This is a genomic window from Actinocrispum wychmicini (assembly GCF_004345645.1).
GTDB lineage: Bacteria > Actinomycetota > Actinomycetes > Mycobacteriales > Pseudonocardiaceae > Kibdelosporangium > Kibdelosporangium wychmicini.
The window spans coordinates 1-22,161 of the sequence record NZ_SLWS01000005.1 but is presented as its reverse complement, the minus strand read 5'-3'; the positions used below and the strand labels follow the sequence as shown (position 1 = coordinate 22,161).

At 66.6% G+C, this 22,161-nt stretch carries 15 protein-coding genes and 1 pseudogene; 7 read left to right on the top strand and 9 right to left on the bottom strand.

Annotated elements, in window-relative coordinates; all coding sequences use genetic code 11:
- Positions 1-498: 498 nt before the first annotated feature.
- The 4 genes from EV192_RS22070 to EV192_RS22055 all read right to left on the bottom strand — a co-directional run bounded on the left by EV192_RS22070 (position 499) and on the right by EV192_RS22055 (position 6,600).
- The gene (locus tag EV192_RS22070; RefSeq protein WP_132118350.1) at positions 499-1,176 is read right to left on the bottom strand and encodes an adenylate/guanylate cyclase; all 678 of its coding nucleotides are present in this window, start codon (positions 1,174-1,176) and stop codon (positions 499-501) included.
- Positions 1,173-1,796 carry a hypothetical protein gene (locus EV192_RS22065; protein ID WP_132118348.1) on the bottom strand — a complete coding sequence of 208 codons (624 nt, stop codon included), beginning with the start codon at positions 1,794-1,796 and terminating at the stop codon, positions 1,173-1,175. The genes EV192_RS22070 and EV192_RS22065 overlap by 4 nt, the downstream gene beginning before the upstream one ends.
- 111 nt (positions 1,797-1,907) lie before the next feature.
- On the bottom strand, positions 1,908-2,573 hold the full coding sequence (locus EV192_RS22060) for a Crp/Fnr family transcriptional regulator (protein WP_165960542.1): 666 nt from the start codon (positions 2,571-2,573) through the stop codon (positions 1,908-1,910).
- A 292-nt stretch (positions 2,574-2,865) separates the two neighbouring features.
- Positions 2,866-6,600 carry an nSTAND1 domain-containing NTPase gene (locus tag EV192_RS22055; RefSeq protein ID WP_132118344.1) on the bottom strand — a complete coding sequence of 1,245 codons (3,735 nt, stop codon included), beginning with the start codon at positions 6,598-6,600 and terminating at the stop codon, positions 2,866-2,868.
- A gap of 641 nt (positions 6,601-7,241) precedes the next feature.
- Here EV192_RS22055 and EV192_RS22050 point away from each other — a divergent pair.
- From EV192_RS22050 to EV192_RS22040, 3 genes and pseudogenes are all read left to right on the top strand, one after another.
- A pseudogene (locus tag EV192_RS22050) lies at positions 7,242-7,417 on the top strand (IS256 family transposase); the annotation flags it as partial.
- 1,126 nt (positions 7,418-8,543) lie between these two features.
- On the top strand, positions 8,544-10,772 hold the full coding sequence (locus tag EV192_RS22045; protein WP_132118342.1) for a tetratricopeptide repeat protein: 2,229 nt from the start codon (positions 8,544-8,546) through the stop codon (positions 10,770-10,772).
- Entirely contained in the window at positions 10,765-12,087 is a 1,323-nt protein-coding gene (locus EV192_RS22040) for a tetratricopeptide repeat protein (protein ID WP_132118340.1), read from the top strand. Before EV192_RS22045 ends, EV192_RS22040 begins: the two co-directional genes overlap by 8 nt.
- Positions 12,088-12,335: 248 nt before the next feature.
- Here EV192_RS22040 and EV192_RS22035 read toward each other — a convergent pair whose 3' ends face one another.
- Together EV192_RS22035 and EV192_RS22030 are read right to left on the bottom strand one after the other, a co-directional pair.
- On the bottom strand, positions 12,336-13,322 hold the full coding sequence (locus tag EV192_RS22035) for an ADP-ribosylglycohydrolase family protein (RefSeq protein ID WP_132118338.1): 987 nt from the start codon (positions 13,320-13,322) through the stop codon (positions 12,336-12,338).
- A 221-nt stretch (positions 13,323-13,543) separates the two neighbouring features.
- On the bottom strand, positions 13,544-14,062 hold the full coding sequence (locus tag EV192_RS22030; RefSeq protein WP_207926191.1) for a transposase: 519 nt from the start codon (positions 14,060-14,062) through the stop codon (positions 13,544-13,546).
- Positions 14,063-14,371: 309 nt separating this feature from the next.
- On the opposite strand from EV192_RS22030, the gene EV192_RS22025 reads away from it, so the two are divergent.
- The 3 genes from EV192_RS22025 to EV192_RS22015 are packed head-to-tail and all read left to right on the top strand — an operon-like array spanning position 14,372 to position 15,759.
- Entirely contained in the window at positions 14,372-14,713 is a 342-nt protein-coding gene (locus tag EV192_RS22025) for a PadR family transcriptional regulator (protein WP_243726993.1), read from the top strand.
- A 1-nt stretch (position 14,714) separates the two neighbouring features.
- Positions 14,715-15,563, top strand: a complete 849-nt coding sequence (locus EV192_RS22020; RefSeq protein WP_132118336.1) for a hypothetical protein — start codon at positions 14,715-14,717, stop codon at positions 15,561-15,563.
- Positions 15,550-15,759 carry a hypothetical protein gene (locus tag EV192_RS22015; protein WP_132118334.1) on the top strand — a complete coding sequence of 70 codons (210 nt, stop codon included), beginning with the start codon at positions 15,550-15,552 and terminating at the stop codon, positions 15,757-15,759. Before EV192_RS22020 ends, EV192_RS22015 begins: the two co-directional genes overlap by 14 nt.
- Before the next feature lie 132 nt (positions 15,760-15,891).
- Here EV192_RS22015 and EV192_RS22010 read toward each other — a convergent pair whose 3' ends face one another.
- Together EV192_RS22010 and EV192_RS22005 are read right to left on the bottom strand one after the other, a co-directional pair.
- Positions 15,892-19,242, bottom strand: a complete 3,351-nt coding sequence (locus tag EV192_RS22010) for a tetratricopeptide repeat protein (RefSeq protein WP_132118332.1) — start codon at positions 19,240-19,242, stop codon at positions 15,892-15,894.
- Positions 19,243-19,289: 47 nt separating this feature from the next.
- Positions 19,290-19,772, bottom strand: coding sequence for a hypothetical protein (locus tag EV192_RS22005; RefSeq protein WP_132118330.1), 483 nt, complete (start codon positions 19,770-19,772; stop codon positions 19,290-19,292).
- Positions 19,773-20,573: 801 nt separating this feature from the next.
- Here EV192_RS22005 and EV192_RS22000 point away from each other — a divergent pair.
- Positions 20,574-21,323, top strand: a complete 750-nt coding sequence (locus tag EV192_RS22000) for a tyrosine-type recombinase/integrase (RefSeq protein ID WP_207926190.1) — start codon at positions 20,574-20,576, stop codon at positions 21,321-21,323.
- A 119-nt stretch (positions 21,324-21,442) separates the two neighbouring features.
- Here EV192_RS22000 and EV192_RS21995 read toward each other — a convergent pair whose 3' ends face one another.
- Positions 21,443-21,991 carry a TetR/AcrR family transcriptional regulator gene (locus EV192_RS21995; RefSeq protein ID WP_132118328.1) on the bottom strand — a complete coding sequence of 183 codons (549 nt, stop codon included), beginning with the start codon at positions 21,989-21,991 and terminating at the stop codon, positions 21,443-21,445.
- Positions 21,992-22,161: the final 170 nt, after the last annotated feature.

Genomic DNA, 22,161 nt, shown 5'->3' with positions numbered 1-22,161 from the left:
CCTCACGCAGGGAGACCGTTCGCCGAGTGTGGCTGAGTGCCCCGCGGCCGGCACCAGTGGTCGCAAACGATCCAGTGCACACCGCTGAGGACCAACGGCCGGGCGCGAGGGTGCGTCACTCCTTCGGCCTCGCCGCCGCGTACGACGATTCCACCAAGATTGCTCACAATGCGTGCACCGCTGATCAGGTCCTGGCGACGGAGTTGAGAGCCGGTGGGTGCAGCTCAACCTGCGCTGAGTCGCACCCACCGGTTCCCGACGTGCCTGTGTGACACAGGAATGTCGTGTTTCCGTCGGTCGGCGGGGCGGGGTGGTGCAGAACGCGTTACCGCGATCTGCTGCGGGACGCGGGCCACGTACCTGGGCACCCAGCCGTTCATGACGCTCCTGAGAAGGTGCCCATGATCCTCGGCCGATAACGGACCGGATCAATGTCCGGTGTTCGAGCTGCCTACAAGACGTTGTCTTGTCCGGCGGGACTCGTTTCCGTCAACGGAATCAACGGCGGCGACGCGGGACCATGTCCCCGCCGATGATGGTGCTGCCGGTGATTGTCTGGTCGCCGCCGACGTGCATGGTGACGCCGCCAGGTCGGCGTGGTTGGTGGGACTGCCGCGCGATCCGCTCGGCGGTGTGGGGATCGCCGGGAGTCCGTAGCCATGCCGAGGTGTTTGTCTCCTTCTCAGAGATTGACACTTGGCGGTAGTCGGTGGGTCTGATGTCGCGGTAGCCGTGCTGGACGATCCCCTGGTAGAGCTGGTCGGACACCAGGACGACGCACGAACCGGTTGTGGCTGCCAGGGCCCGGCGGGAGACGTCGGAGTTGACCAGTCGGAAGACGGTGTTGACGTCTGCGCCGACGAATCCTCTGCCGTCGTGATGCATCTCGCCTGCGTGCACGGCCAGCCGTGCGTGACCGAAGGGAACGTGTTCGGTCAGCCGATCGAGCACGGGGCCGAGCAGTGTCGTCTTGGCCACCGAGGCGGGGGCTACCACGAGCACGCCATCGCCCCGGTCTTCGTGCTGGCAGGACTCCCACTGCACTCCGCCGGTCGTGAAGCCGTCGATCAGCCACCGGTAGAGCGATGCACGGGTGGCGAGCTGCTGAGGGTTGGTCAGCCGCCCGAACTGGCCGACGTCCACCACGACGAAACTGGCCGGGTGCGGCTCGGTCATCGCTTGCATCCTGACTGGGCTCCGAGCAGGGCGCCGCACCCGTGCTCGGCCTCCACCGCCGACATGGCCAGCCCGCCGTTGTTCATCATCAGGAGGTACGCGGCGGGGTTGATCTCCCAGCGTTTGCCGTCCCACTGCATCGGCGCGACGCCGATGTTCTTTCCCTTGAGCGTGATCGGGACCGACGCGCTGTTGCCACCTCCGGTCGGGCTGCCGACGCCCACGTCGGCCAACTCGGCACGCAGCGGCGACGGTTGACCGAACGACGCGGTCATCACAGCGTGGCAGGAGGCGGAGTCCTTCGGCGAGGCGAGCAGGCACCAGCTGGCCGCGTCCTGGTCGATCTCGGCCTGCTTGAGGCGCTCGACGGTGTGCTGCGCGCCGGACAGGCCTTTCTCGGACACCACGTCCGAGGGGCTCTTGGGCAGGCTGAAGTACACCGTGGCGCCACCGCCGACCACCAGCAGCAAGGCCAGGCCGCCGAGGCCCAGCCGGATGTTGCGCTTGCGGTTGTCGTTGTAGGTGTGCTTGTCCCGGCCGACGATCTCACTGTTCGAAATGGACTGGTTGCCACCGGCGTGCAGGTGCACGCCGGTGTGAGCGTTGTCCTGGTCCTCCATGGCCCTTCCCTGTTCACTCGTGTTGATCGAATTCGTGCTCGGTGGCAGGGAGTCGAACACCCGCGGGTTCGCCTACGGAAATCGTTGTGCGTCACCGGACGCACTGAGGCGTCATCTGGTCAGTTCCGCCGCGTGGCGGAGCGCGGCGACGTCATGCACGGTGATCTGGCCTCGGCTGGTGGTCAGCACACCGTTGACCCGCAACGACTGCAGCAGGCGTCCGACGGTCGCGCGGGAGGTGCCGGCGATGGCCCCGAATTCCTCCTGCGAGCAGATGTCCACCGTCATCCCGGCTGCGGTGGGATGGCCGTCCCGTTCCAGGCGGCGGACAAGCGCGCGAGCGGCGCGTACGAGCGGGGCCGTATCGGCCTCGATCCGGTACTCATCGGACTCGGTCGCGCGGTCGGCGAGGACTGCCAGCATGGCCCACAGGATCGGCGGATGCTGTTCGCCGATCCGCCGCAGCCGGTCCGCCTCAATGCGGAGCGTGCCGACCTTGGTGATCGCGGACACCGTCGCCATCCTGACCTTCGAACCGGCCACAGCCAGCTCACCGATCACGTCGTCCTTGTACCGGTGCGCGATGACCGTGGTGCCGTTCGCGCCGTGGCCGACCACCTTCACGATCCCGAAGGTGAGGACCGCGAACCAGGTGCCCTGGTCGCCGTCGCGCATCAGCACCTCACCTTCGCCGTAGAACCTGCGGCTGCCCGCCTGGACCAATATCCACTGAAGTTCTGGCTCCAGCCGCGCCCAGAACTTTCTGCGGCCACCCACCGATCCTCGCGGCCGGTCATCCGACGAATTCTGCCCAGCATTCATCAGCTGCCACCCCTCTCGAATTACCGAAAAGGCTAGCCAAGCCGGAGAATCAACGCGACGCATCTGCGGCGCGATTACGTCCGAAGTTGTCCGACTCTGCGCATAGTCGCAGTTCAGAGCGGGTATCGCCACCTGTCCGGCCTTGTCTGAGCATTAGCCAAGACAGGCGCGCGACAGCCGGATGTGCAACGGATTCGCATTACCCGCTGATAGTAGGCGCGGATTGTTCGAACAGCGGGAAAGATGATCAGCAGGGTGGTGCGTACGGTCGGTCGGGAACGTAGCGCCGCCACTCCGCCTGGGTCAGACCACTGCCCATCGACGTGCAGACGCGGGTGGCAACTTGTTCTGGGTCAACCGTCCAGAACCGGACCCGCCGCTCGGCCGTGCCAGCGACCAGGCCGCTGCCGTCGGGGGTGAACGACACGGTGAACACCGCCTCCGTGGACCCGGTCAACGTCGCGAGGTCGACCGGAGCGGTGGGATCGGTGATGTCGACCAGCCGTACTGAGTTGTCTGTACTGCCGATGGCCAGGGTTCGGCCGTCCGGGCTGATCGCGATCCCGTACACGTAGCTGCTCGGGCCGGTGATCGGTGGGCCGACCTCGGCCGGGTGGGCTGGATCGGCCATATTCCACATCCGCACGGTCTTGTCCGCGCTGCCGGCGGCGAGGACAGGCCCGCGCGGGCTGAACGCGACACCGTAGACGTATCCGTGGAAGCCGTCGAGGACCTGCAGTGGGGTGGCCAGTGCCGGGTCGTGCACGTCCCACAGCCATACCGTGGTGTCCGCGCTGGCTGCCGCGAGCGTGCGCCCGTCCGGGCTGAAGGCGACGTTGTACACGTAGTTCTTCGGGCCAGTGAGTGTGGGTAACGCGGTCACATTGTTCAGGTCGCCGATGTCCCACCTGCGGACCGCGTGGTCGTCGCCCGCGACGGCCAGGACCCGGTTGTCCGGGCTCAGCGCGAACGATTCCACCAGGGCCCCGTCCCCCGGCAACGTCGTGACCAGTAGGGGATTCGCGGGCTGTGTGATGTTCCACAGCTGCACCGAACCGTCACGACTGCCGGTGATCAGAGTCCGGCCGACCCGGTCCAGCGTGACCGCGCCGGAGAACGGCTGTCCGGGGCTCGTGAGCGGAGCGCCCACAGGCACGGGGTGCTCCCGGTCGGCGGTATCCCACAGTTCGACGCTGTCGTCGGCGCGCCCGCTGCTCACCGCGAGCAGCGATCCGTGGTCCGGGTACGCGACGCCGAACACGGAGTTGCTCGGGTCGGTGATCGCTCCTCCCGGCAAGGACCACAGCCGTGCGGTGCCGTCCGCGGCCGCGGTGAACACCGTCCGGTCCCCGTCCAGGAACCCGGCCGCTGTCACCGGACCGGGGTGCGGCAGCGTCTGCACGACCTTGTGCGCGGCCAGGTCCCAGACCCGCACCTGGTTGTCCGAGCTGCCGGCCGCGAGTTGATCGCCGCGTGGACTGAACGCCAGCGTGTTGACCCACCCGGTGGCCGTGGCCAACGGCTTCGGGTCCTGGACGGGATTGTGCATGTCGGTGAGGTGCCACAGGTAGACGGACTTGTCGCTGCTGCCGGCGGCCAGTGTCTGCCCGTCCGCGGCCAGCGCCACGGCGAATACTGTCCCATGTGGACCGTTCAGCGGTGCGCCCAGGGCGACGGCATGCGCGGGGTCGGACACATCCCATAGCCGTACCGTGTGGTCCGCGCTGCCGGCGGCGAGAATGTGCCCGGACAAGGCGACGGACTGCACGTACCCGGTCGGGCCGGTCACCGTCGATATCAGTGCGGCGTCGCGGACATCCCACAGTCGCACGGTGTTGTCCGCGTCGCCAGCCGCGAGCAGTCGCCCGTCGGCGCTGAAGGCGAGGCTGTAGACGGTGTGCTGTGCGTGCCGGAGTGTTCCCACCAACCGGGGACTCGCGGGATCGGCGACGTTCCATAGCCGTATCGCGGTGTCGGCGCCGCTGGCCGCCAGTAGCTGGTTGTCGGGACTGAATGCGACCGTGAACACCGTGTCGGTAGGTCCGCTCAGCGGCGGTCCGACCTGGTGCGGTCGGGCGCGGTCGGTGATGTCCCACAACCGGATGTTCTTGTCCGTGCCCGCCGCGGCGAGCAGCCTGCCCGAGGCGGTCACGGCCGCGCCCTGAAGAACTTCGTCCACTCCGACCAGCCGGGTCACCGCGGGCTCGGTCGAGATGTCCATCAGGCTCGCCCGAGCCTCCGGGGTGGGGGCGATCCGGTAGGCGGTCAGGGCGAGTTGGGCGGCCACGGCGCGGTCGGTGCCGCGCAGCAACCGAGACCGGGTGGCCAGGTCCCGGGACGCGGCGAGATCACGGTCGTGCTGGGCGTCGGCGCGTTGCCGCTGGAGCACGACGACCAAGGTTGCCGATAGCAGGATCAGCACGACGAGCACAGCGACCAGCGAGCGTAACCGGTTCACTCGGCGTCGTTGTGCGTCCCGCTCGTCCTTCTGCAACTGGGAACTGGCCGCCAGGAACTGTCGTTCCAGGGAGTTCATATCAGTGTCGTGATCCTCGGCCCAAGCGGACGCCGTGTCCAACGGCCCGCCGCGAAGCAGTGTCGCGGGGTCGTGGCTGGAGTCCTGCCAGGACTCAGCGGCGGTGGACAGTTGTCGATGAGTGCGCAGACCCACGCGATCCGCGTCGATCCACGCCCGTAGGGTGGGCCACGCCTGGATCAACGCCTCGTGGGTGATCATTACACCGTCGGCATCCGCCATGACCAGCCGTTGGTCGACGAACCGGTCCAGCACCTCGCTCTGCTCGGCGTCGTCGCGGCCGTCGATCAGCTCCAAGTGGGACACTTTGCGCCTGGTGTCCGCACCGCGCACGTCAATGTGCACCAGGCGGAGAAACAGCCTGCGAGCGATCTGCTGTTGCACGTCGTTCAACGACGCGAACACCGCGTCGGCTGACTGCGCGACCGCGCGCTGAAGCCCACCCGTGGCGCGATAGTCTGCGATCGTGATCCGGTTGCGGCTGTGCCGCTGCCAGGTCTCCCGAAGCGCGTGGGACAGCAGCGGCAGGCGTCCCTCGTCGTTGTCCGGCGACACTTCCTGGATCAATAGTTCGACCAGGCCGGGTTCCAGGTCGACCCCCGCCTTCTTCGCTGGTTCGACAATGGCCGAACGTAACTGCTCAGAGGTCATCGGGCCGACGACGGTGGCCTTCTCCAGTGACGTGACGAACTCTCCATATCGAGCCAGTTCGCCGTAGAAGTCCGCGCGGAGACCAGCCACGACGGTATGGTGGCGCGAAAGGTCCAGTATCTGGTCAAGGAATTGTTTGTGGACAGCGCCGTTATCCCGTGTGGTGAACAGTTCCTCGAACTGGTCGACGATCAGCACCCGGTCGGATCGATGTGTCTCACCGAACTCGGCGACCGCGTCCACCAGGGCCGACAGTGGCTGCGCGCCTGGGTTGGTGACCACGACTGCGGCGCCTCGCAACGCTGGGGCCAGCCCAGCTCGCAGAGCGGAGGACTTGCCCACTCCCGACGGGCCGATCACCAGGATCGGGCGATGCCCGCCGTCTTCGGCGACTCGCCCGACCAGCCTCTGGATCAGATCCTCCCGGCCGAAGAACCATTCGGCGTGCTCGCGGTCGAACCACGCCAGCCCACGGAAAGGCACGGTGGTGGCCGCCGCTGGCCGACCTGGCGACCGCCGGACACGCATCACGGCGGCTATCAGCCCTTCGACCAGGACTTCGTCGTCAACACCGCACGTGGTGAGGATGCCGGCCACCACCCGGGTCATCCCCGGATGTGGCAGAGTCTTTCCGGCGAAGTACCCACCCACTGTGGCATTCGGAATGCCCAGTTGGCGGGCGACATCGCGCACCGTCAGGCCAGCCTGCTCGCGGATCACCGTCAGCGCCTTACCGAACTGTGCCTTCGTGCTGATCTGTGCCGGATCAAGGGCCTGGTGATTATTCGACTCCACGGCAGCCACATCACCCTCCGTCCGCTCACCTATCGACGGCCGGACAGGCACGTTACTTCGCGCAGCGCCGCTGCCCTCTAACGGACCAATGTCAACTGAAAGCTCAGTCACCGTGGGGGTGTAAGAACATCATCAGTTCATGGATGACCGTGGCAACCCGGCAATGGGTTTGTGACGGAGACGGACGTGTTCTCCGGGCTGACCAGCGGTAGTGTCCGAACACGCCCGGCCGCGCTCGTGATGGCAGAGTGGCCGGCCAGGACGGACGCAAGTCCCGTGGTTCGTCGATCAGTAGTGCGCCAAACCGCCTCAACGCCTCACGTTCCCTGAGTCACCTGCCCACGATCGGCAGGCGATCATGGGGGGCTGTAACAAGGGCGGGACGCGGGGGCATGTTCACGACGTGACTGGTGACTGGGATTGTGTTGGTTGGGACCCTTCGCGAGGATGACGTGCTGACCTGAACCGGTTCGGACTGATGTTTTGACGGACCGGCCTGGCAGGTGTTGTGGAGTCTAACTATTGAATCAGCGCCCAAATTTCTTGTGCCCAACAAGGGATTCTTTCGTGTGTCGTAGAGCCGTGGTGTGCTGGTCAGCCTGATTGCAGCAGCCGGAATCATGGCGATGGTGATAGTGCCGGCAGAGGCACTGCAGGCGGAGGTGGACGCCTCCATCGCGGCGTTCGCCGGTGAACGCGACGAGCAAGGCCGGTGGCTGGTGGTACGCAACGGCTACCACGCCCGCGGGAGGTGCTGACCAGCGCGGGCGCGGGCGAGGTGACCTCGCGACGGGTCAACGACAAGCGCGTCAACGCGTACGCCGTGGCGGACCAAACATGGCTGTCACTTTCTCTCAGTACCCGGTTCGATGACCCATATGGCGGCGCGAGACTGATCTTACGTCCGGTGATGGCACGTTTCCGACAAGCACAGGGAGCTGGGGCGGAATCGGGCCGTTGCGATGAGAGGGCGCCGGTTCACCGCTGACGCGTCGAGAAGAGTTCCGTGGCGGTTCGGTATGCCTCAAGGAACATGTCTCTGTCGACCCACGACTTCGCCAGGATGTGCCCGCGCCAGTCCTGGTGCGAGCCGACCAGTTCGTCGGCTTGGATGTGCAGAGGCGTTGCACACAGTGCAGGCCGTCAGTGGAGATCGCCCATTGTTTGTTGGACACCTCGATCACTGGTCCCAGACGCAGGCCACTGTCCCCTGTGCGCGCCGACAATGCCATACGTAGGGTCCGCACCAGTTCACGTGCAGCCGACTCTACCTCGCGGCTGCGAAGTCTCAGGGCTGTCGCGATCGCCTTCACGCTATCGTCCCCGCGCCAGCGCACCGTGTCGCCCGGTGTTCCGTCGCGTCGCTCTTCGGTGATCCGCACCAGGCGGTCGGCCTCGGCGAAGCGGAGCCACCGAGCAGTTTCCGGCAAGCGGACCCGTACTCCGTTCGGGTCAACCGCACCGATGAACGAGGCTTCGCGCAGCAGCACCTGGAGCCGTTCCGAAGTCGGCTCCGCCTCGGCGGCCCGCAGCAGTAGCTCCCGTTGCCGGTGCCGGTCGACCAAACGTTCGCTGGTGATCTCGTCCAGGTTGTCCAACCGGTCACGTACGTCGGCCAAATGCTGCTCGGTGCGTCGAACCCGGCGCTCCGTGGTACGGCCCAGGGCGAGCAGGGGCACCGCGAGCATCAGGCTCGATCCGACCTGGAGCAGCAAGTTTGGCAGGTATTCGGCGCCTTGGAGTATCCAACCCCAGATCACCATCACCAACCCGAACGCAGTCGCGAGAACGGATGCGAGGAAGCGGCTGGACAAGATGAATCTCCTTGTCGGTGGTGAATGCCGGGTTGGCGGCTGCCGTCCCAACGCTGCGATGGCAGACTCGATGCCAGTTAGTAGCAGGACCACAGTTGGGTGTTACGTGAGATCTTCAGTAGGAAGAGGATGACCACCAATGCACACGGGCCGGCGCAGGTGGTGGGCGTTCCGGTCGCCTACGGTCTTGAGACTTTCCGGGACAGGACCCGGGAGCAGAATGACGTGCTCCGCGACTTGGCTGACGCTCACACGAGGGTCGTGACGATCGTCGGCCGCCGGGGGATCGGCAAGAGCGCCCTCGCCGCCCGGGTTGCCAACTCTGTACAGACCGTTCAGCGGTGGCGAATCGTCAATGTCAGCAGCCGGACCAACGGCCTCTCTGTGGAGCGCATCTATCTGGACTGTGCACGGTCGGTCGGCGGGGAAGCCGAACAGGAACTGCTGTCCGTGTGGACCAGCGGGAAGACCATGGTGGACAAGCTGATGGAGTTGCTCAGCGTGTTCGCCGAAACCCCGTGTCTGCTGGTGCTGGACAATCTCGAAGACAGGTTGACCGATACCGGGGAACCTGTGGACGACGAACTACGCGACTTCCTGGATGTTCGGTTCCGCGTTCACCATCGGTTGCGGGCGCTGGTGACCACACAGGTGCCGATCGCTCTGGCCCCGGCTATGCGTCGTTACGAGTCGCGGCTCTACCTGGATGACGGGCTGCCGTCCACCGATGGGGTGGCGCTGCTGCGCGAACTGGACCGGGACGGCGAAGCCGGCCTGCACCGGATACCCGACGAGGAACTCGCACGTGCGGTCCGCCGGGTGCATGGTGTTCCGCGCGCGATCGAACTGGTCTTCGGGGCACTGGTCGAGGACTACCTGACCCTGCCGACCCTGGATGAAGTGCTCGTGGACTACCCGGCACGCGAAGACATGGTGGCCAACCTCGCGCAGGATCGGTTCCGGCGGCTCGACTATGAGGCGCGAATGGTGCTGGACGTGCTCGCCGTGTTCGGCCGCCCCGTGCCCGCGGCAGCGGTCGCTTGGGTGGTCGGACCGATGGCACCGGACCTGGATGTGACCGTGACGCTGGCAAAGCTCGCCGCACGGGGCCGCATGGTGACGGTGGACCGGACTACCCGGACCTTCGCGCTGCACCCGATGGACAGCGACCTGATCCGTTCCGAACTCGACCCGGATGGCCCACTGGGCAGCCGGGCACTCGACCGCCGGGTCGCCGACTGGTACGCCAACAGCAAGTTGCCCGCTCCACGGCGGCATTCGGTCGACGACGTACTACCGGACCGCTACGAGTTCGCACACCGAGTCCGGGCAGGCGACCACGAGGTCGCGGCGCAGCTGCTGAACGAGTTCGACGAGTTCCTGATGTGGCGTGGCTCGGCTGCGGCCACAGCGGTGATGCATGAACAGCTACGGGGTCAACTGCGGGACCCGGAGATCAAGCTCGGCCACCTGGTCGGCCATGGGATGAGCCTTGTCGGGATCGGACCACTGGACAAGGCCGCCGAAGTGTTGAGAGAGGCCGTAGAGCTGGTTGATGAGGTGGGCGATCTCCATCTCACCCAACGAGCCACCTTCGCGCTTGGTGACGCGTACCGATTACTGGGCAGACTCGATCTGGCGATCGAGCCGCTGAACCGCTCGGTCGAACTCGCCGCACAGCTCAGGAGCCCGGAGTGGCTAAGCCGCGCACTGATGAGTCTGAGCCTCGCGCACAGCTATCGCCGGGAACTCGATCTCGCGCAACAGGTCGCGGAGCGCATGCACGAGCATGCCGAGACCGCCGACTACGAATGCGGGCGAGCACAGGCGTATGACGCCACAGCTCTGGTGGCACTCGCCCGCGGCCATTGGAGTGAGGTCATCCCCGCGACAGAGCGGGCGTCAGCCGCCTACCGTCGGGCCGGGGTGACCGAAGCGCTTGGTTACGTCAGCAACGTACAGGGTCTCGCCTTCGCCGCACTCGGCGAGTATGACGCGTCTGAGGCGGCGTTGCTGCGCGGTCGCGACTACGGCAACGACCTGAACTCGCCACGCACTGTCGGGCTGTGCTTGCACAACCTCGCCTGGCTGCACTGGATCCGGGGCGACCACAGGAAAGCCGCCGAAACTGCACAGGCCGCCCTGGCGGCGTTCGGCATGTCCGGTGGCAACGACCTGATCGCTGCCCAAGCGCTCGCCACAGCCGCCACGGCAATGTCGGCCGGAGACCTTCCCGAGGCGGCGCGACAGCTGTGGAGCGCGGCCGAGAGCTCGCGTGGCAACGCCGACCTGGTGCCGGCCGAGTGGCTGGAGCTGGAAGCCGTGCGGCTCGCTGCTGAGGAGAACTCACGTGAGTGACGACTTACAGACAGTGCTGTCCAGCTTCCAACGCGGCGACTACGTCCGCACCACCAGATTGTGCACCCGCCAACTCGACATCATCGAGTCGTGCAGCGATCCAGCGTTGGAGCTGCGCCTGATCCGCCTGCTGCTGATCGCGTCAGAGCTGTGGTGGCGTGACGCCGACACCGAGAACTTCGTCCCGGTCCGGCAGGTGGTCAGCCGGGCCGAGCAGGTCGCCCAGCACTCCGGGGACCTCGCCGACCGCGCGACAACCTGCTACCTGCGCGGGCTGGCCGTGCTCACTGTGGACGGTCTGGACCACGCCATCGAGATGCTGACCGAGGCCGTCGGTCACGCCAGGCACGCCGGCGACCGGTTCACCGAACTGGCGGCGTTGACCAAGCTCGGCCACATCTCGGTCGGCCGCAACCTGACGCGAGGACTGACTGTACTCCAGCATGCGGAAACCCTGATGGAACAACCAATCGACCGGCTTCGCCACCCTGAGGAGAAACACCTGCTCGGAATGATCCGCACCCAGCTCCGCGGGTACATCGGAGTCGCGAAGTTCGACCTGGGCGAGTTCACCGTGTCGGAGGCGTACCTCCGCGAGTCGCTGGAATGCTCGACAACACCTGCTTCAGGAGCGATGACGTCGAACTACCTCGGTCAGCTACTCACTGCCACAGGCCGATTCGAGGAGGCTGAGCAGGTGCTCCGTGCCATCCTCATGCCACTCGCCGATGACCCGCGGGCGAGCTCGCACCAGGGATACAACCTCGTGCAGCTCGGCAAGCTGTACCTGGAATGGGGCCGGCCAGACGCAGCGGCCAAGCCGATGCTGGACGGTTTCCGGCAGGTGAGCGAGGCTGGCAACCTGTCCGTGTTGCCACTGGCCCGGAACTTCCTGGCCGAACTGCTGATGCACCAGTCCTACGCTGGTCGGGACCTCCCGCGCGCGGCAGCACTGTTCGACGAGACAGTCGCGGAGTGTATACGCACCGGCTTCCAGCGTAGCGAGATCGCAGGCTTGGCGCTGGGCGCGAGGGTCGCCTTGGCACGTGACGACGTGAACACGGCTCTCACGTCGAGTGAGGCAGCCGTACGGCGACTGGCCGAGACCGGGACCATGCCAGCGCTACGGACGGAAGAGGTGTACTTCTCCCGTTACGAGGTCTTGATGGCCGCCCGGCGATCCGACGAGGCGCGGCACTGGCTCGGGCTGGCCCGTCGAGAAGTCGACCACAAAGCCGCCACAATCACCAGTAAAGATCGTCGCGCCACCTTTCTCGATCGCGTACCGCTCAACCGTGCGATTCTCGCGGCGTAGGATTTACGGAAGGAGATCTGGCTGCGTGGTGCCCAAGAGGCGGGCGCCTGGAATCACTCAGGTCTTCGATGTGCTGTATGGACCGGGATGCGCGACCAGGCCAGGCACGGCGACTACACGGGACAGCCTCACGACGAGCAAGTCGCCAGACGATGAAAATCCGCTCATGCCGCTGATCGCGTTGCGACATCCGCACATGCCGATGTGGGGATGTGTTGTTTGGCCAGCAGAAGGTGGTCAGGGCGCGTTCAGTCCAGTTCCTTGTGCCGCTGCGGGTGTTGGGTAGTGCTCGCCGAGTGGGTGAGGCGGTCGGTGAGATCCACCAGATCGATGAGGCGCAGTGTGCGGTTGCTGTCGCCGGGTAGTGGCAGGTGAACCCGGTCGGTCCACCGGGTCGGGATCGCGTTGAACCCGTACACGACGCCAGCCAGCCCGCCGGTGACGGCGGCGACCGTGTCGGTGTCCCCGCCAAGGTCGATCGCGGCGCGTAATGCGTCGGCGAAACCACGTGTGGTGCGTAGCGCCCAGACCGCCGACCCCAGGCAGGGCCAGACCGCGCCGTTGAACTCGGTGGCGTCGGCGGGATGCCAGTCCACGGCCAGGACCGTCTCGTAGCGCTCGCGTTGGATCGGATCCACAGCGGTGAGCGTGTCCGCGAGTGCGTCCAGCGGGTCGCTGTCCTGCAGGGCGACACGGATCAGCTCGTGGAAGATGGCCGTGCCCTCGCCGGCGGCGGGATCGCCATGGGTGAGTGCGGAGATACGGCGGGCAGCCGTCATCGTGGCTGATCGGCCCTGGTGGGCGAAGTACACCGCGGCGGGGGTGGCCCGCATCAGGGAGCCGTTCCCGGCGGCGTGCGGGTTGATGCGGGCGTGCTCGGTTGCGGCCCGATCCCACGGGTGACCGTTGGTGAGGACGTTCTCGGTCTGTAGTCCGATGTCCTTGGGGTCGGCGGCGGCCCATCGTTGGAAGCGGGCAAAGATGTCCGGCAGGTCGAGGCCGCCCCGGTCAAGCAGGGAGTGGGCGATGTGCACGGCCATCTGAGTGTCGTCGGTGGCCTCGCCCGGATCCCAGCCGCCGCCCCCGCACATCTCCTGAACCTCGCCTGACGGTGCGACCGAGGTGGGGAACCGCGCCGAGAACGCTCCGGCGGGCCCGAACTCGAACGGAGCGCCGAGCGCATCGCCAACAGCCGAACCGACCACCGCGCCGCGGGCCCGATCACGACGATCCACCCGAGCAGACTATCCGCACCACGCCTCAATCGCGGCATCTCAAGCGGGACAAGACACTGTCCAGGATGAGGCATCCCGCCGACCAAGGCGGCGGACGTACCCCAACATCCGCTCATGGCTCCCCCTTATGTCAAGAGGCGGCTGAGAAGTGGGGGTTAGGCTGGGTTGTGGTGGGTCCGGGTGTGGCTTGTCCGAAGCGCCGATGTCCGGGGGTAGGTCGGTCACGCTGGACTGGTGAGTCGTCCCGGAGTGCCCTCCCGGGCCTGCCGCCTCGGTGGCCTGCTGGTCGTGCAACATCCGGCGGTAGACCGCATTGGGCGGTAGACCGCATTGGATAGTCGTCGTGTGAGTGCGCGCATGGCTTCCATCGGGGTCTTGCCCGCGGCGTTCTTCGCGTCGAAGTAGGCCCGCCCTGGGGTGGCGTTACGCAGCTGGACGACGGCCATGATGTGCAGGGTTCGGTTGATGCGACGGTTGCCGGCGCGGGAAAGCCGGTGGCGCTGCTGCTGGCCGCAGGACGCATCCAGGGGAGCGGTGCCGTTGCAGGAGGTGAACCGGTCGCGGCTGGCGAAGCGGTGGATGTCCCCGACATCGGCGAGCAACCGAGCCGCACCCGACGGGCCGATGCCGTGCAGCTCAGGGAGGGTGCAGCCGCGGGCGGTCACGAGTTCGGTGAGGTCTTTGTCGATGGCCTTGATCTTCTGGTCGATACCGTCGAGCTCGCCGATCAGCTCGACCACGAGCCGGCGACGGGTCGTGGTCGACGATGTCGCATGGCTTGATCGTGGTGATCAAGGTGCGGGCCTGGGTGGCGGAGAGGAATCGCTTGGCGCCACCGGGAAACAGCTCCGCGTCCGCGGCCACCTGCAAGTCCACCTGAGTCGTGGTCACAGCGCCGCCCTGGCTGCCGAACTGCCCGCTACGGCGCGAGCCAGCCTGCTCGACAAGAACACCACCACCGCCTGGGCACCAACGCCCAGACCGAGGGCACACCGGTTCACCTGAACGGCAGGTACCTATATCGAGTACGACTCATCTAGAGTCAGAGTATGGCCGAGCCTCGGATGACCGTGCAGACGCTGTTGGTGTTGCAGGTCCTGCTCGCCGTGCCTGACGGGGAGATCTACGGCCTAGATGTGATCAAGTCCTCCGATTTACCGCCCGGCACGGTCTATCCACTACTCCAGCGGTTGCTGGACGCGGGCTGGGTCACCGACCGGTGGGAGTCGCTCGATCCGACCCAGCAAGGCCGGCCACCTCGACGGTACTACCGGTTGACGCCGAGCGGCGTGATCAAAGCACAAGCCGCTCTCAGCAACGCCGACCGACGGCGGGCCAGCCTGGTACGACTGTTCGATACCTCTCCGCGCCTACGTGCCGAGGAGAGCTGACATGACCGCCACCAGCAGACGCGACGCACTGCCCCTGGCCGCGGGTACGTTCGGTGTTGTTGCCCTGGTCGCCGGGATCGTGATGGTGACGTCTCCGCGTTTTCATGAGGCACGAACGGTTGGGGTACTCGCGCTGATCGCTGCGGGCTGCGCGTTCGCATCCCTCACGGTGTGGTGGCTGTCGCAACGCCACGCCGGCGAACAGGACCAAACCTCTTTGCTGCTTCGGATTCCGCCGAGCGTGTTGCGGGTCCGGTGTACTCGGCGGGGCGTCTTCGGCGGAACCATGGCCGTTCTGGCGGTGAGCACGATCGGTGGAACAGTCGGCGGAGCGCTGGCAGGCTTGCTGACCGGACTGTTGATCAGCTTGTTCGTCCCTCGCCGCGCGCTGATGTGGATCGCAGCCGCCGCTGCCGTCTTCGGCGGGCTACTCGGTTACGCCGACGAATGGGACAGCGCACTCGAACTGGTCGTCGGCGGTGGTTCGGTCTTAATCATCGCACTGTTCGGGCTGTACACCGCAGGCGGCATGGTACTCGCCGTGGTGCTCCTCGCCCGGTGGCTCACGCAGGTCTTCGGCCTGTGCGATATCGACGAGCAACGCCTCCGGGACGTGCTCCGCCAGCTGGGCAAACTCCTGCCCGCAGACGAAGCCAAGCTGTGGCTGCACACGAACGTTGGCTACCTTGCCGACATCACCAACCCTCGCGAACGCCGACGGTTCCTGCGCAGCCTCACCGCGCACATGCCCGTCCTCGTATGGACTTCCTGGTCAATCCACCTCCGCCAACGCGCCCAGCGCCAACACCTGGCAACCATCCACGAAGAGGCCACCCGTGCACAGCGATGACCCAGGATCACGGCTTGCCAGCGCCTTGCTGGATATCCTGCGCGATGAGCACTGGCAGCCATTTCTCCGCGCAGTCATCCTGATCACCTTGCTGATCGCCGGAGTGATCACGCTCGTGTCGATCGGCCCGGTCATTCCACTAGTGGCCGGTACGCTCACCGCAGCCGGAACAGTCCGAATGCGACGATCAAGGTAGCGGATCATTCAGTCGATCCACTGGCGTCCCCACACTGTTCGAACGCCTCGGGCGTCCGCACATGCCGATGAGCGGACATGTCGGCTCAGGCAGGGAGGCGCGTCAGGCGCTGCACGATTCGATCCTGGCTGGTCAAGATCTGTGGTTGCGCGCGAAGCTCAGCAGATCCAAAGATTCGGCGAGTTGATCGTCGAATGCATCGGGGTCGTGTGCGGCGAGCTGCTCGCGCAGACGCACGGCTTCGGCCATGCTGGTCCGAGCGTCGTGTTGGCGTCCCAGCGCGATCAGCCACACACCAAGATTGTTCAGCGATCGCGCCAGGTGCGGAGTGTATGTGACTGGGTCGGTCTCGGCCAGGGCGCGATAGAGCACGACGGCTTCGGCTGTCGCGTCGTGTGCCTCCTGCCAACGCTGGAAACCGTGGAGGTAGACGCCAATGTTGCTCAGCGCCCACGCTAGTTCAGCACGGAACCGTCCCGAGTTCTCCTCAGCCAGCTCTCGATAGAGCCGAAGTGATTCACGCATAGCGGCCAGCGCCTCGACTGAGTACTTCACGGTGATCAGGCTGGTGGCAAGGTTCTTGAGCAGTCCGGCGAGTCTGTCGCGCGATTCGGTCGTGCCGTCGCGGGCTAGCACGCGGCCGATGCGCACCGCCTTTTTGCGGTACGGCAACGTGTCCGTCCATCGGTGCAGTGTGGACAGTCTGTTGCCCAGCCTGTTGAGTGCGTCGGCAAGGTCGGACCAGAACATCGTTGGATCGGCCGCGGCCAGCGTGTGATACTCGGTCGCCGCACTCCGCGCCGCAGCCAACGCGGGTTCGCCCTGGCCGGACCCGGCCAGGGCCTGAGACAGCCGGGTTTGCGCCCTGACGAAATCGCGCCGTAGGGCGATGGGATTCTGCTCGGCCAGTGGGCGGAGGATGTCCACAGCCTCGGTGGCGATCGACACCGCTTGGTCGTGCCGGCCCAGATCGATCAGGTCGGCGGCCAGCCCGTCCAGGGATCTGGCGAGATCGGCTGTAGAGGCCACCGGGTTGGCCGCCGCGAGCTCTCGGCGGATGCACACCGCCTCCTCGTTGAGCGCTAGTCCTTGCGCACGGTCGCCGAGATCGGACAGCACGCTGCCGAGGTTGTGCAGCGCCCTGGTGAGGGGGAACCGGAACGCGGACGGGTTGGCCGCAACTAGATCCCGGTAGAGCGTGACCGCTTCCTGGGCCGCGTCCCGCGCCTGGTCGAGTCGGCCAAGCCGATACCAGCTGCCGCTCAGATTGTTCAGCGACAGAGCGAGCTCGGCGTGGAATTCCTGCGGATTCGTCGCCGCGAGCGTGCGGAAGATCGACAGCGCCTCCTCGCCAGCCGCCGACGCGTCTTCGAACCGGTTCACCATCGCCAGCTGGACGGCGAGGTTCTCCAGAGCGCGGCCGAGATCAGCCGGTTCGGCAGCGGGATCGGCAGCGTCAAGTTCGCGGCGGATGCGCACCGCGTCCTGGGCTGCGGTCAGGGCCTCGGCGTGCCGGCCCAATCGGGACAGGCAGTTGCCACGCCGTTCCAGCGCCACCGCCACGTTGCCGCGGTACGCATCGGGTTCTCGCTCGGCCATGAGCTGGTAGATGCCCAGTGACTCCTCGACGGCGGCAACGGCGCCCTCGTGCCTACCCAGCTGCGTCAACTGACTGGCCAAACTAAGCAGGGAACGGGCCAGACCCGGGCAGAAGAAAAGTGGCAGCAGTTCGGCCAGTTCGCGGCGGATGCGTACCGCCTCGTTGAACGCTGCCAGCGCCTCGTCGTGTCGTCCAGCGGCGTCGAGCCGGTCAGCCAAGTGGGCGAGGCGCGTCGCACGCACCGCGGGATCCCGCTCGGTCGACAGTTGATGCTCGACCAGCCGCGCGGTGATATCGGCGATGCCTGGGTCCAGGTGCGCCAGCCCGCGTACTGGGAACTGCGACTCGATCGCGGCAAGCACTCCCATGTCCAGTTCTGACAGCTCGGCCAGTGCACTGAGCACGGCACTGCCTGCGGCCAAAGCCAACTCCGGACGCGTGCGCAGCAACGGTGCCAACTGCCGGCGTACCAAATGCGGCCACCGGCGTGCGGCTTCCACAAGCATGGTGAGCGCCGCGCGGATCACACCGGGGCTGGGAGGTGCCGCGGGGTCGCCCGTGGCACCTCCCAGCAAATGCGTTGGCACCGCGCTCGTCCACGCATCCGGCTGATATCCCGCGACATCATGGCCTGGAAGCATCAGCGCGAGGAAATCCTCGGCCAACCGATCCGGGTACAGCGGTTCGAGCAGGGTGTCCGGATCGGCAGGCGGATAGCAGCAGCCGTGGTCAGCAAGCACGATGTCTGCGGGCTCGCTCGCCGAAGGCACACCGAGTCCCTCCAACACACTGACCGCGTGCCGGTAAGGCAGCGGCCGGGTCAGAGTCGCGGTGAACACAGTGCGGGCCATCGTGCTTGGCCTGATGCGGACGCGCCCGGCCGAGCACAACCGTTGCCAGTAGGCGAACTCACGGTCCAACAGGTAGGCCGACAAAGCAACAGGATCAGTTGGGGCCTGCTGGCCCCTAGCGTGCGCGTCGACAGCGGCCAGCGCGGCCATATGCACTGCAAGCACCAGGCCAAACGCATCCTCAGCCAGGTTGACCGGATGCGGGATCCGGTGGACGTCGAACACCCCGAGCACGGCAGCGAACCGGTCGCGGGCCTCGTCGAACAGGCTGTTGCGGTCGATGACCTTGGCGGCGAGCGGCCCCAAACGCAGTTGCGCCGCCCGAAACCGGCGCTCGGTGAACTCGTGCCGCACACTTGTCCACCAGCCAGTCGACCGAGCCATCAGCAACAGCCGTACCGGCATGTCGCCCGTCATCACGAAATCGTCGGCCATGCTGAGCAGATCCTCTATCGGCCACCGCTCCGCGTAGTCGACCAACACCAGCAGACCAGCGGCCCCGGTCGAAGCATGAACCTCGCTGCCACCCGCACCGCCACCGGACCGGTAGCCACGAGCGCGGGTGCTGTCGCCGACGTGTCGGGCAGCCACCACGTACCAGCCCGTCCGCCTGGCTTCCACCGCGAACTGAGTTGCCAGGCGCGTCTTGCCCTGCCCGCCTGGGCCGTACACAAGCAATGCCGCGCAGTTGACGGTCGACATCTCGCACCATCGCCGCAATTCGTCCAGTTCCGCACCGCGCCTCGTGAACTCGACCACGCCATTACGGGCCGCCAGCAGTTGGCTCACCGACAACTCGCCCACCTGTGCGTGTGGCTCCGGTTCGACGGGGCCCAACCAGTAGCGCCGCTCTAGCTCCACCCTTCCCACCGTGACCGATGATCCATGTCGCGCATCGACGACGATGTTGTGGCTCCCCGCCACTACCGGCCCGTCGGTCGCCCCGCCGACCTCGACGTTGTAGGTGACGCCACCGTGTCCCCCTTGACCGTCTTCGTCCGGACGTTCGAGGTCGTCATACTCCCAGCTCACGACCACTCCCTGCGCGCCACGTGAGAACCCCGAAACGAGGGGCCTGATCACAACAACCGCAACCAGCCATCGCACGACGTCTCCTTGACGACCACCTCCACGCGCCGGTACCCGGAGACACCAACCCGGCAGTAGCCGTCGGCCACCACCTGCTTCACCGCATACGACACGACCAGCGCCAGGCAAGCATCGCCGGCCTCGCTGAGGATGTCCTTCACCTCAGGCGCGTCCACCAAACGCGCCACGTGCACCAACGGGGTCCCGGACCACTTACTGCCCACCCGGTCTACGTAGCCGACGTGCACAGCAGCCCGCAGGTCGATCCGGTAGGCATCACTGGCCGCCACGTTGTACTCCCGCAACGCCTTGGCGACCGCCTCGACGAAGGTGTCGAGCACATCAACCAACGTGACCTTCTCCGGCATCACCACCACGAGACCGTCACCGCGGTCGAACGCCTCGAAGACATCCTGTGGGACATCCAGCGCCACAGCCCCCGCCTGCACGCACTCATCTAACGCTCGGCGCATACGCCGTTGTCCCTCATTGTTGCGCGAGCTCGACCTCTGCACGTCCATGGTCACCACAACCCGGTGCACCGCCAGCAGGTCAGCACGCCGATCCGGTTCGGACCCGGCCGCCGGACCAGGCGTCGAACTGTTCAAGTAGGCAACATTGCCATCGCCGGCCACCACCGAGCCATGGACGTTCCCACCGATCTGCACGCGCACATCGCGCGATGACGGCCCCTGCATCCCAACTCCTCGCCAGCGACTGATCCCTTCCGCTCACCCTCGGCGACCGCTCGCCTCACAGGGTGGGCAGTGAGACGCAGTTCTACCGATCAACGGAGCCGCATTCTGTGTCAAATGACACGCAAGTCCCGGCCACTGCCCCTCCCCGCGACACCGCCAGAACCACGACACGGTGTTACGACTGGTGGCGCGGCTTACCTCGATCGCTACACCAGAGTCGCGCGGACACCTTCGGAGGCGGACCTGCAGATCTTCTTCGCCTGGCGCCAGGGTGGGCGCGGATCGAGCTGTACGTGCGGCGGATGGAGGAAGCCCGGTGGTCTCACCTCAGTCGAGCGGCCAAGGCTTTCTGCGCTACGAACGCCCGACGTCCTGTCATCAGCGAATGTGGCGGTGTCTGGTGGTGACGTTCCGAATCACGCTGTTGGTCATGGACCTGACTGGATCTGATGATGTTGTTGTGCGGTTGGCGGCATCTGCCTACCTCGGCCGCTATACCGGCACCCCTCGCGGACGCACTACGAGTCCGATCTGCGGCTGTTCTTCGCCTGGTGCGCCGAGCGCGACCTGGCGCCGATGACGCTCGGCCGGGCACAGGTCGAGCTGTACGTGCGCTGGATGCAGGAAATACGTCGATTCAAGCCCGCGACCGTGTCACGGCGGATGGCCGTGGTGACCGGCTTCTACCGCACCTGCGTGATCGACACCGTGCTGGCCCACTCACCAGCCGAGTACGTCCGCCGTCCCCGCGTGCCGAACGAGTCACCGGTACTGGGCCTCTCGCACCTACAGTTCGAAGCGCTGCTGGCCGCAGCCCGACTGTCGGACAACCGGTTCGACTTCGCCCTGGTGGCCATGCTCGGCCTCCTCGGGCTACGCATCTGCGAAGCCAGCCGAACCGACGTGCACGACCTCGGCGAACAACACGGACACCGCGTCCTACTCGTGCATGGCAAGGGCGGCAAGGAAACCCTCGTGCCACTGCCACCCGCGGTGGGACGCGCCGTCGACCACGCCATCGACGACCGACCAGCGGGCCCGGTGCTGCTCAACCGCCGCGGCCGGCGAATGGACCGGCACTGCGCCACCCTGCGCCTACACGCCCTGGCCGAGACGGCGGTGGTGCGCCTGCCCCAGGTGCATCCGCACCTGCTGCGGCACACCTACGTCACCACCATGCTCGACGCCGGCGTCGACCTGCGCGACGTGCAGATCGCCGCCCGCCACGCCGACCCACGCACCACCATGCGCTACGACCGCGCCCGCAAGAACCTCGACCGACACCCCAACTACATCCTCGCCGCCTACATGGCCTCCGCCACCTAACAAACCACCAGCCGGACACCCGCACATGCCGATGACCGTGCGTTCGCGCTACCGACGGTCGTCCTCACGCGCTCGGGGGTCGGGGGCCTGGCCTGGCACGGCTTCGTCGTCTGTGGGTGTCAGGTCAGCAGGCGCTGGGTGGCCAGGTCGAGCACGTCCGCGCGGCTGCGCTCGCCGTGGTCGGCGGCGAGAGACTGGTTGGCGATGGCCAGTGAGAAGGCGAGCATGCTGCGGGCCTCGACGTCGTCGGGGTCGGGGCAGAAGGCGCTGAACAGCGCGCGCAGGTAGGCCATGCGCCGGTTGTCCACCCGGCGCAGGCGCTCGGCGACTGCGGGGTCGCGGCGGGCCCAGGCGCGGACCGCGAGGTCGACGGGCATCAGGGCGGTCGCGGGGACGCGGGCGGCCAGTAGCCGCACTTTGTCCCTGGCGTCCGCGCCCTCGGCCTCCACGCGCGCGATGACCTCGTCGGCGCCCATCCGCTCCCAGGTGTCCAGCAGCGCCTCCAACAGCGCGCCCCGGTCTTTGAAGTGCCAGTAGAAGCTGCCCCGCGTGACGCCGAGCGCTTTGGCCAGCACGTCGACTCGGACCGCGTCCGGGCCGCCTTCGGCCAGGGCCCGAAGCCCCTCCTCGATCCACGTGCCGCGCGGGGTGCGCGCCGTCGCCGCCATCGCCTCGCTCCTCCCGGTGTGGCCTGCGGCACGGTGCCTTGCCCCCGCCGTCACAGGGAGTCTACCTTCCATCCGTACAGTACAGCACTGTATGGATGGATTGAGGGAGGACGATCATGAGGCTCCCAGACACCGCGCACACCGCCCAACCCTGGCGGATCCACGAGATC

Bases quoted from the DNA above. Each gene is read 5' to 3' on its own strand.
- EV192_RS22070 (WP_132118350.1), bottom strand. From the start codon at position 1,176: ATGACCGAGCCGCACCCGGCCAGTTTCGTCGTGGTGGACGTCGGCCAG.
- EV192_RS22065 (WP_132118348.1), bottom strand. From the start codon at position 1,796: ATGGAGGACCAGGACAACGCTCACACCGGCGTGCACCTGCACGCCGGT.
- EV192_RS22045 (WP_132118342.1), top strand. From the start codon at position 8,544: ATGACCACCAATGCACACGGGCCGGCGCAGGTGGTGGGCGTTCCGGTC.
- EV192_RS22025 (WP_243726993.1), top strand. From the start codon at position 14,372: ATGGCCGAGCCTCGGATGACCGTGCAGACGCTGTTGGTGTTGCAGGTC.
- EV192_RS22020 (WP_132118336.1), top strand. From the start codon at position 14,715: ATGACCGCCACCAGCAGACGCGACGCACTGCCCCTGGCCGCGGGTACG.
- EV192_RS22005 (WP_132118330.1), bottom strand. From the start codon at position 19,772: ATGCGCCGAGCGTTAGATGAGTGCGTGCAGGCGGGGGCTGTGGCGCTG.
- EV192_RS22000 (WP_207926190.1), top strand. From the start codon at position 20,574: ATGACGCTCGGCCGGGCACAGGTCGAGCTGTACGTGCGCTGGATGCAG.
- EV192_RS21995 (WP_132118328.1), bottom strand. From the start codon at position 21,991: ATGGCGGCGACGGCGCGCACCCCGCGCGGCACGTGGATCGAGGAGGGG.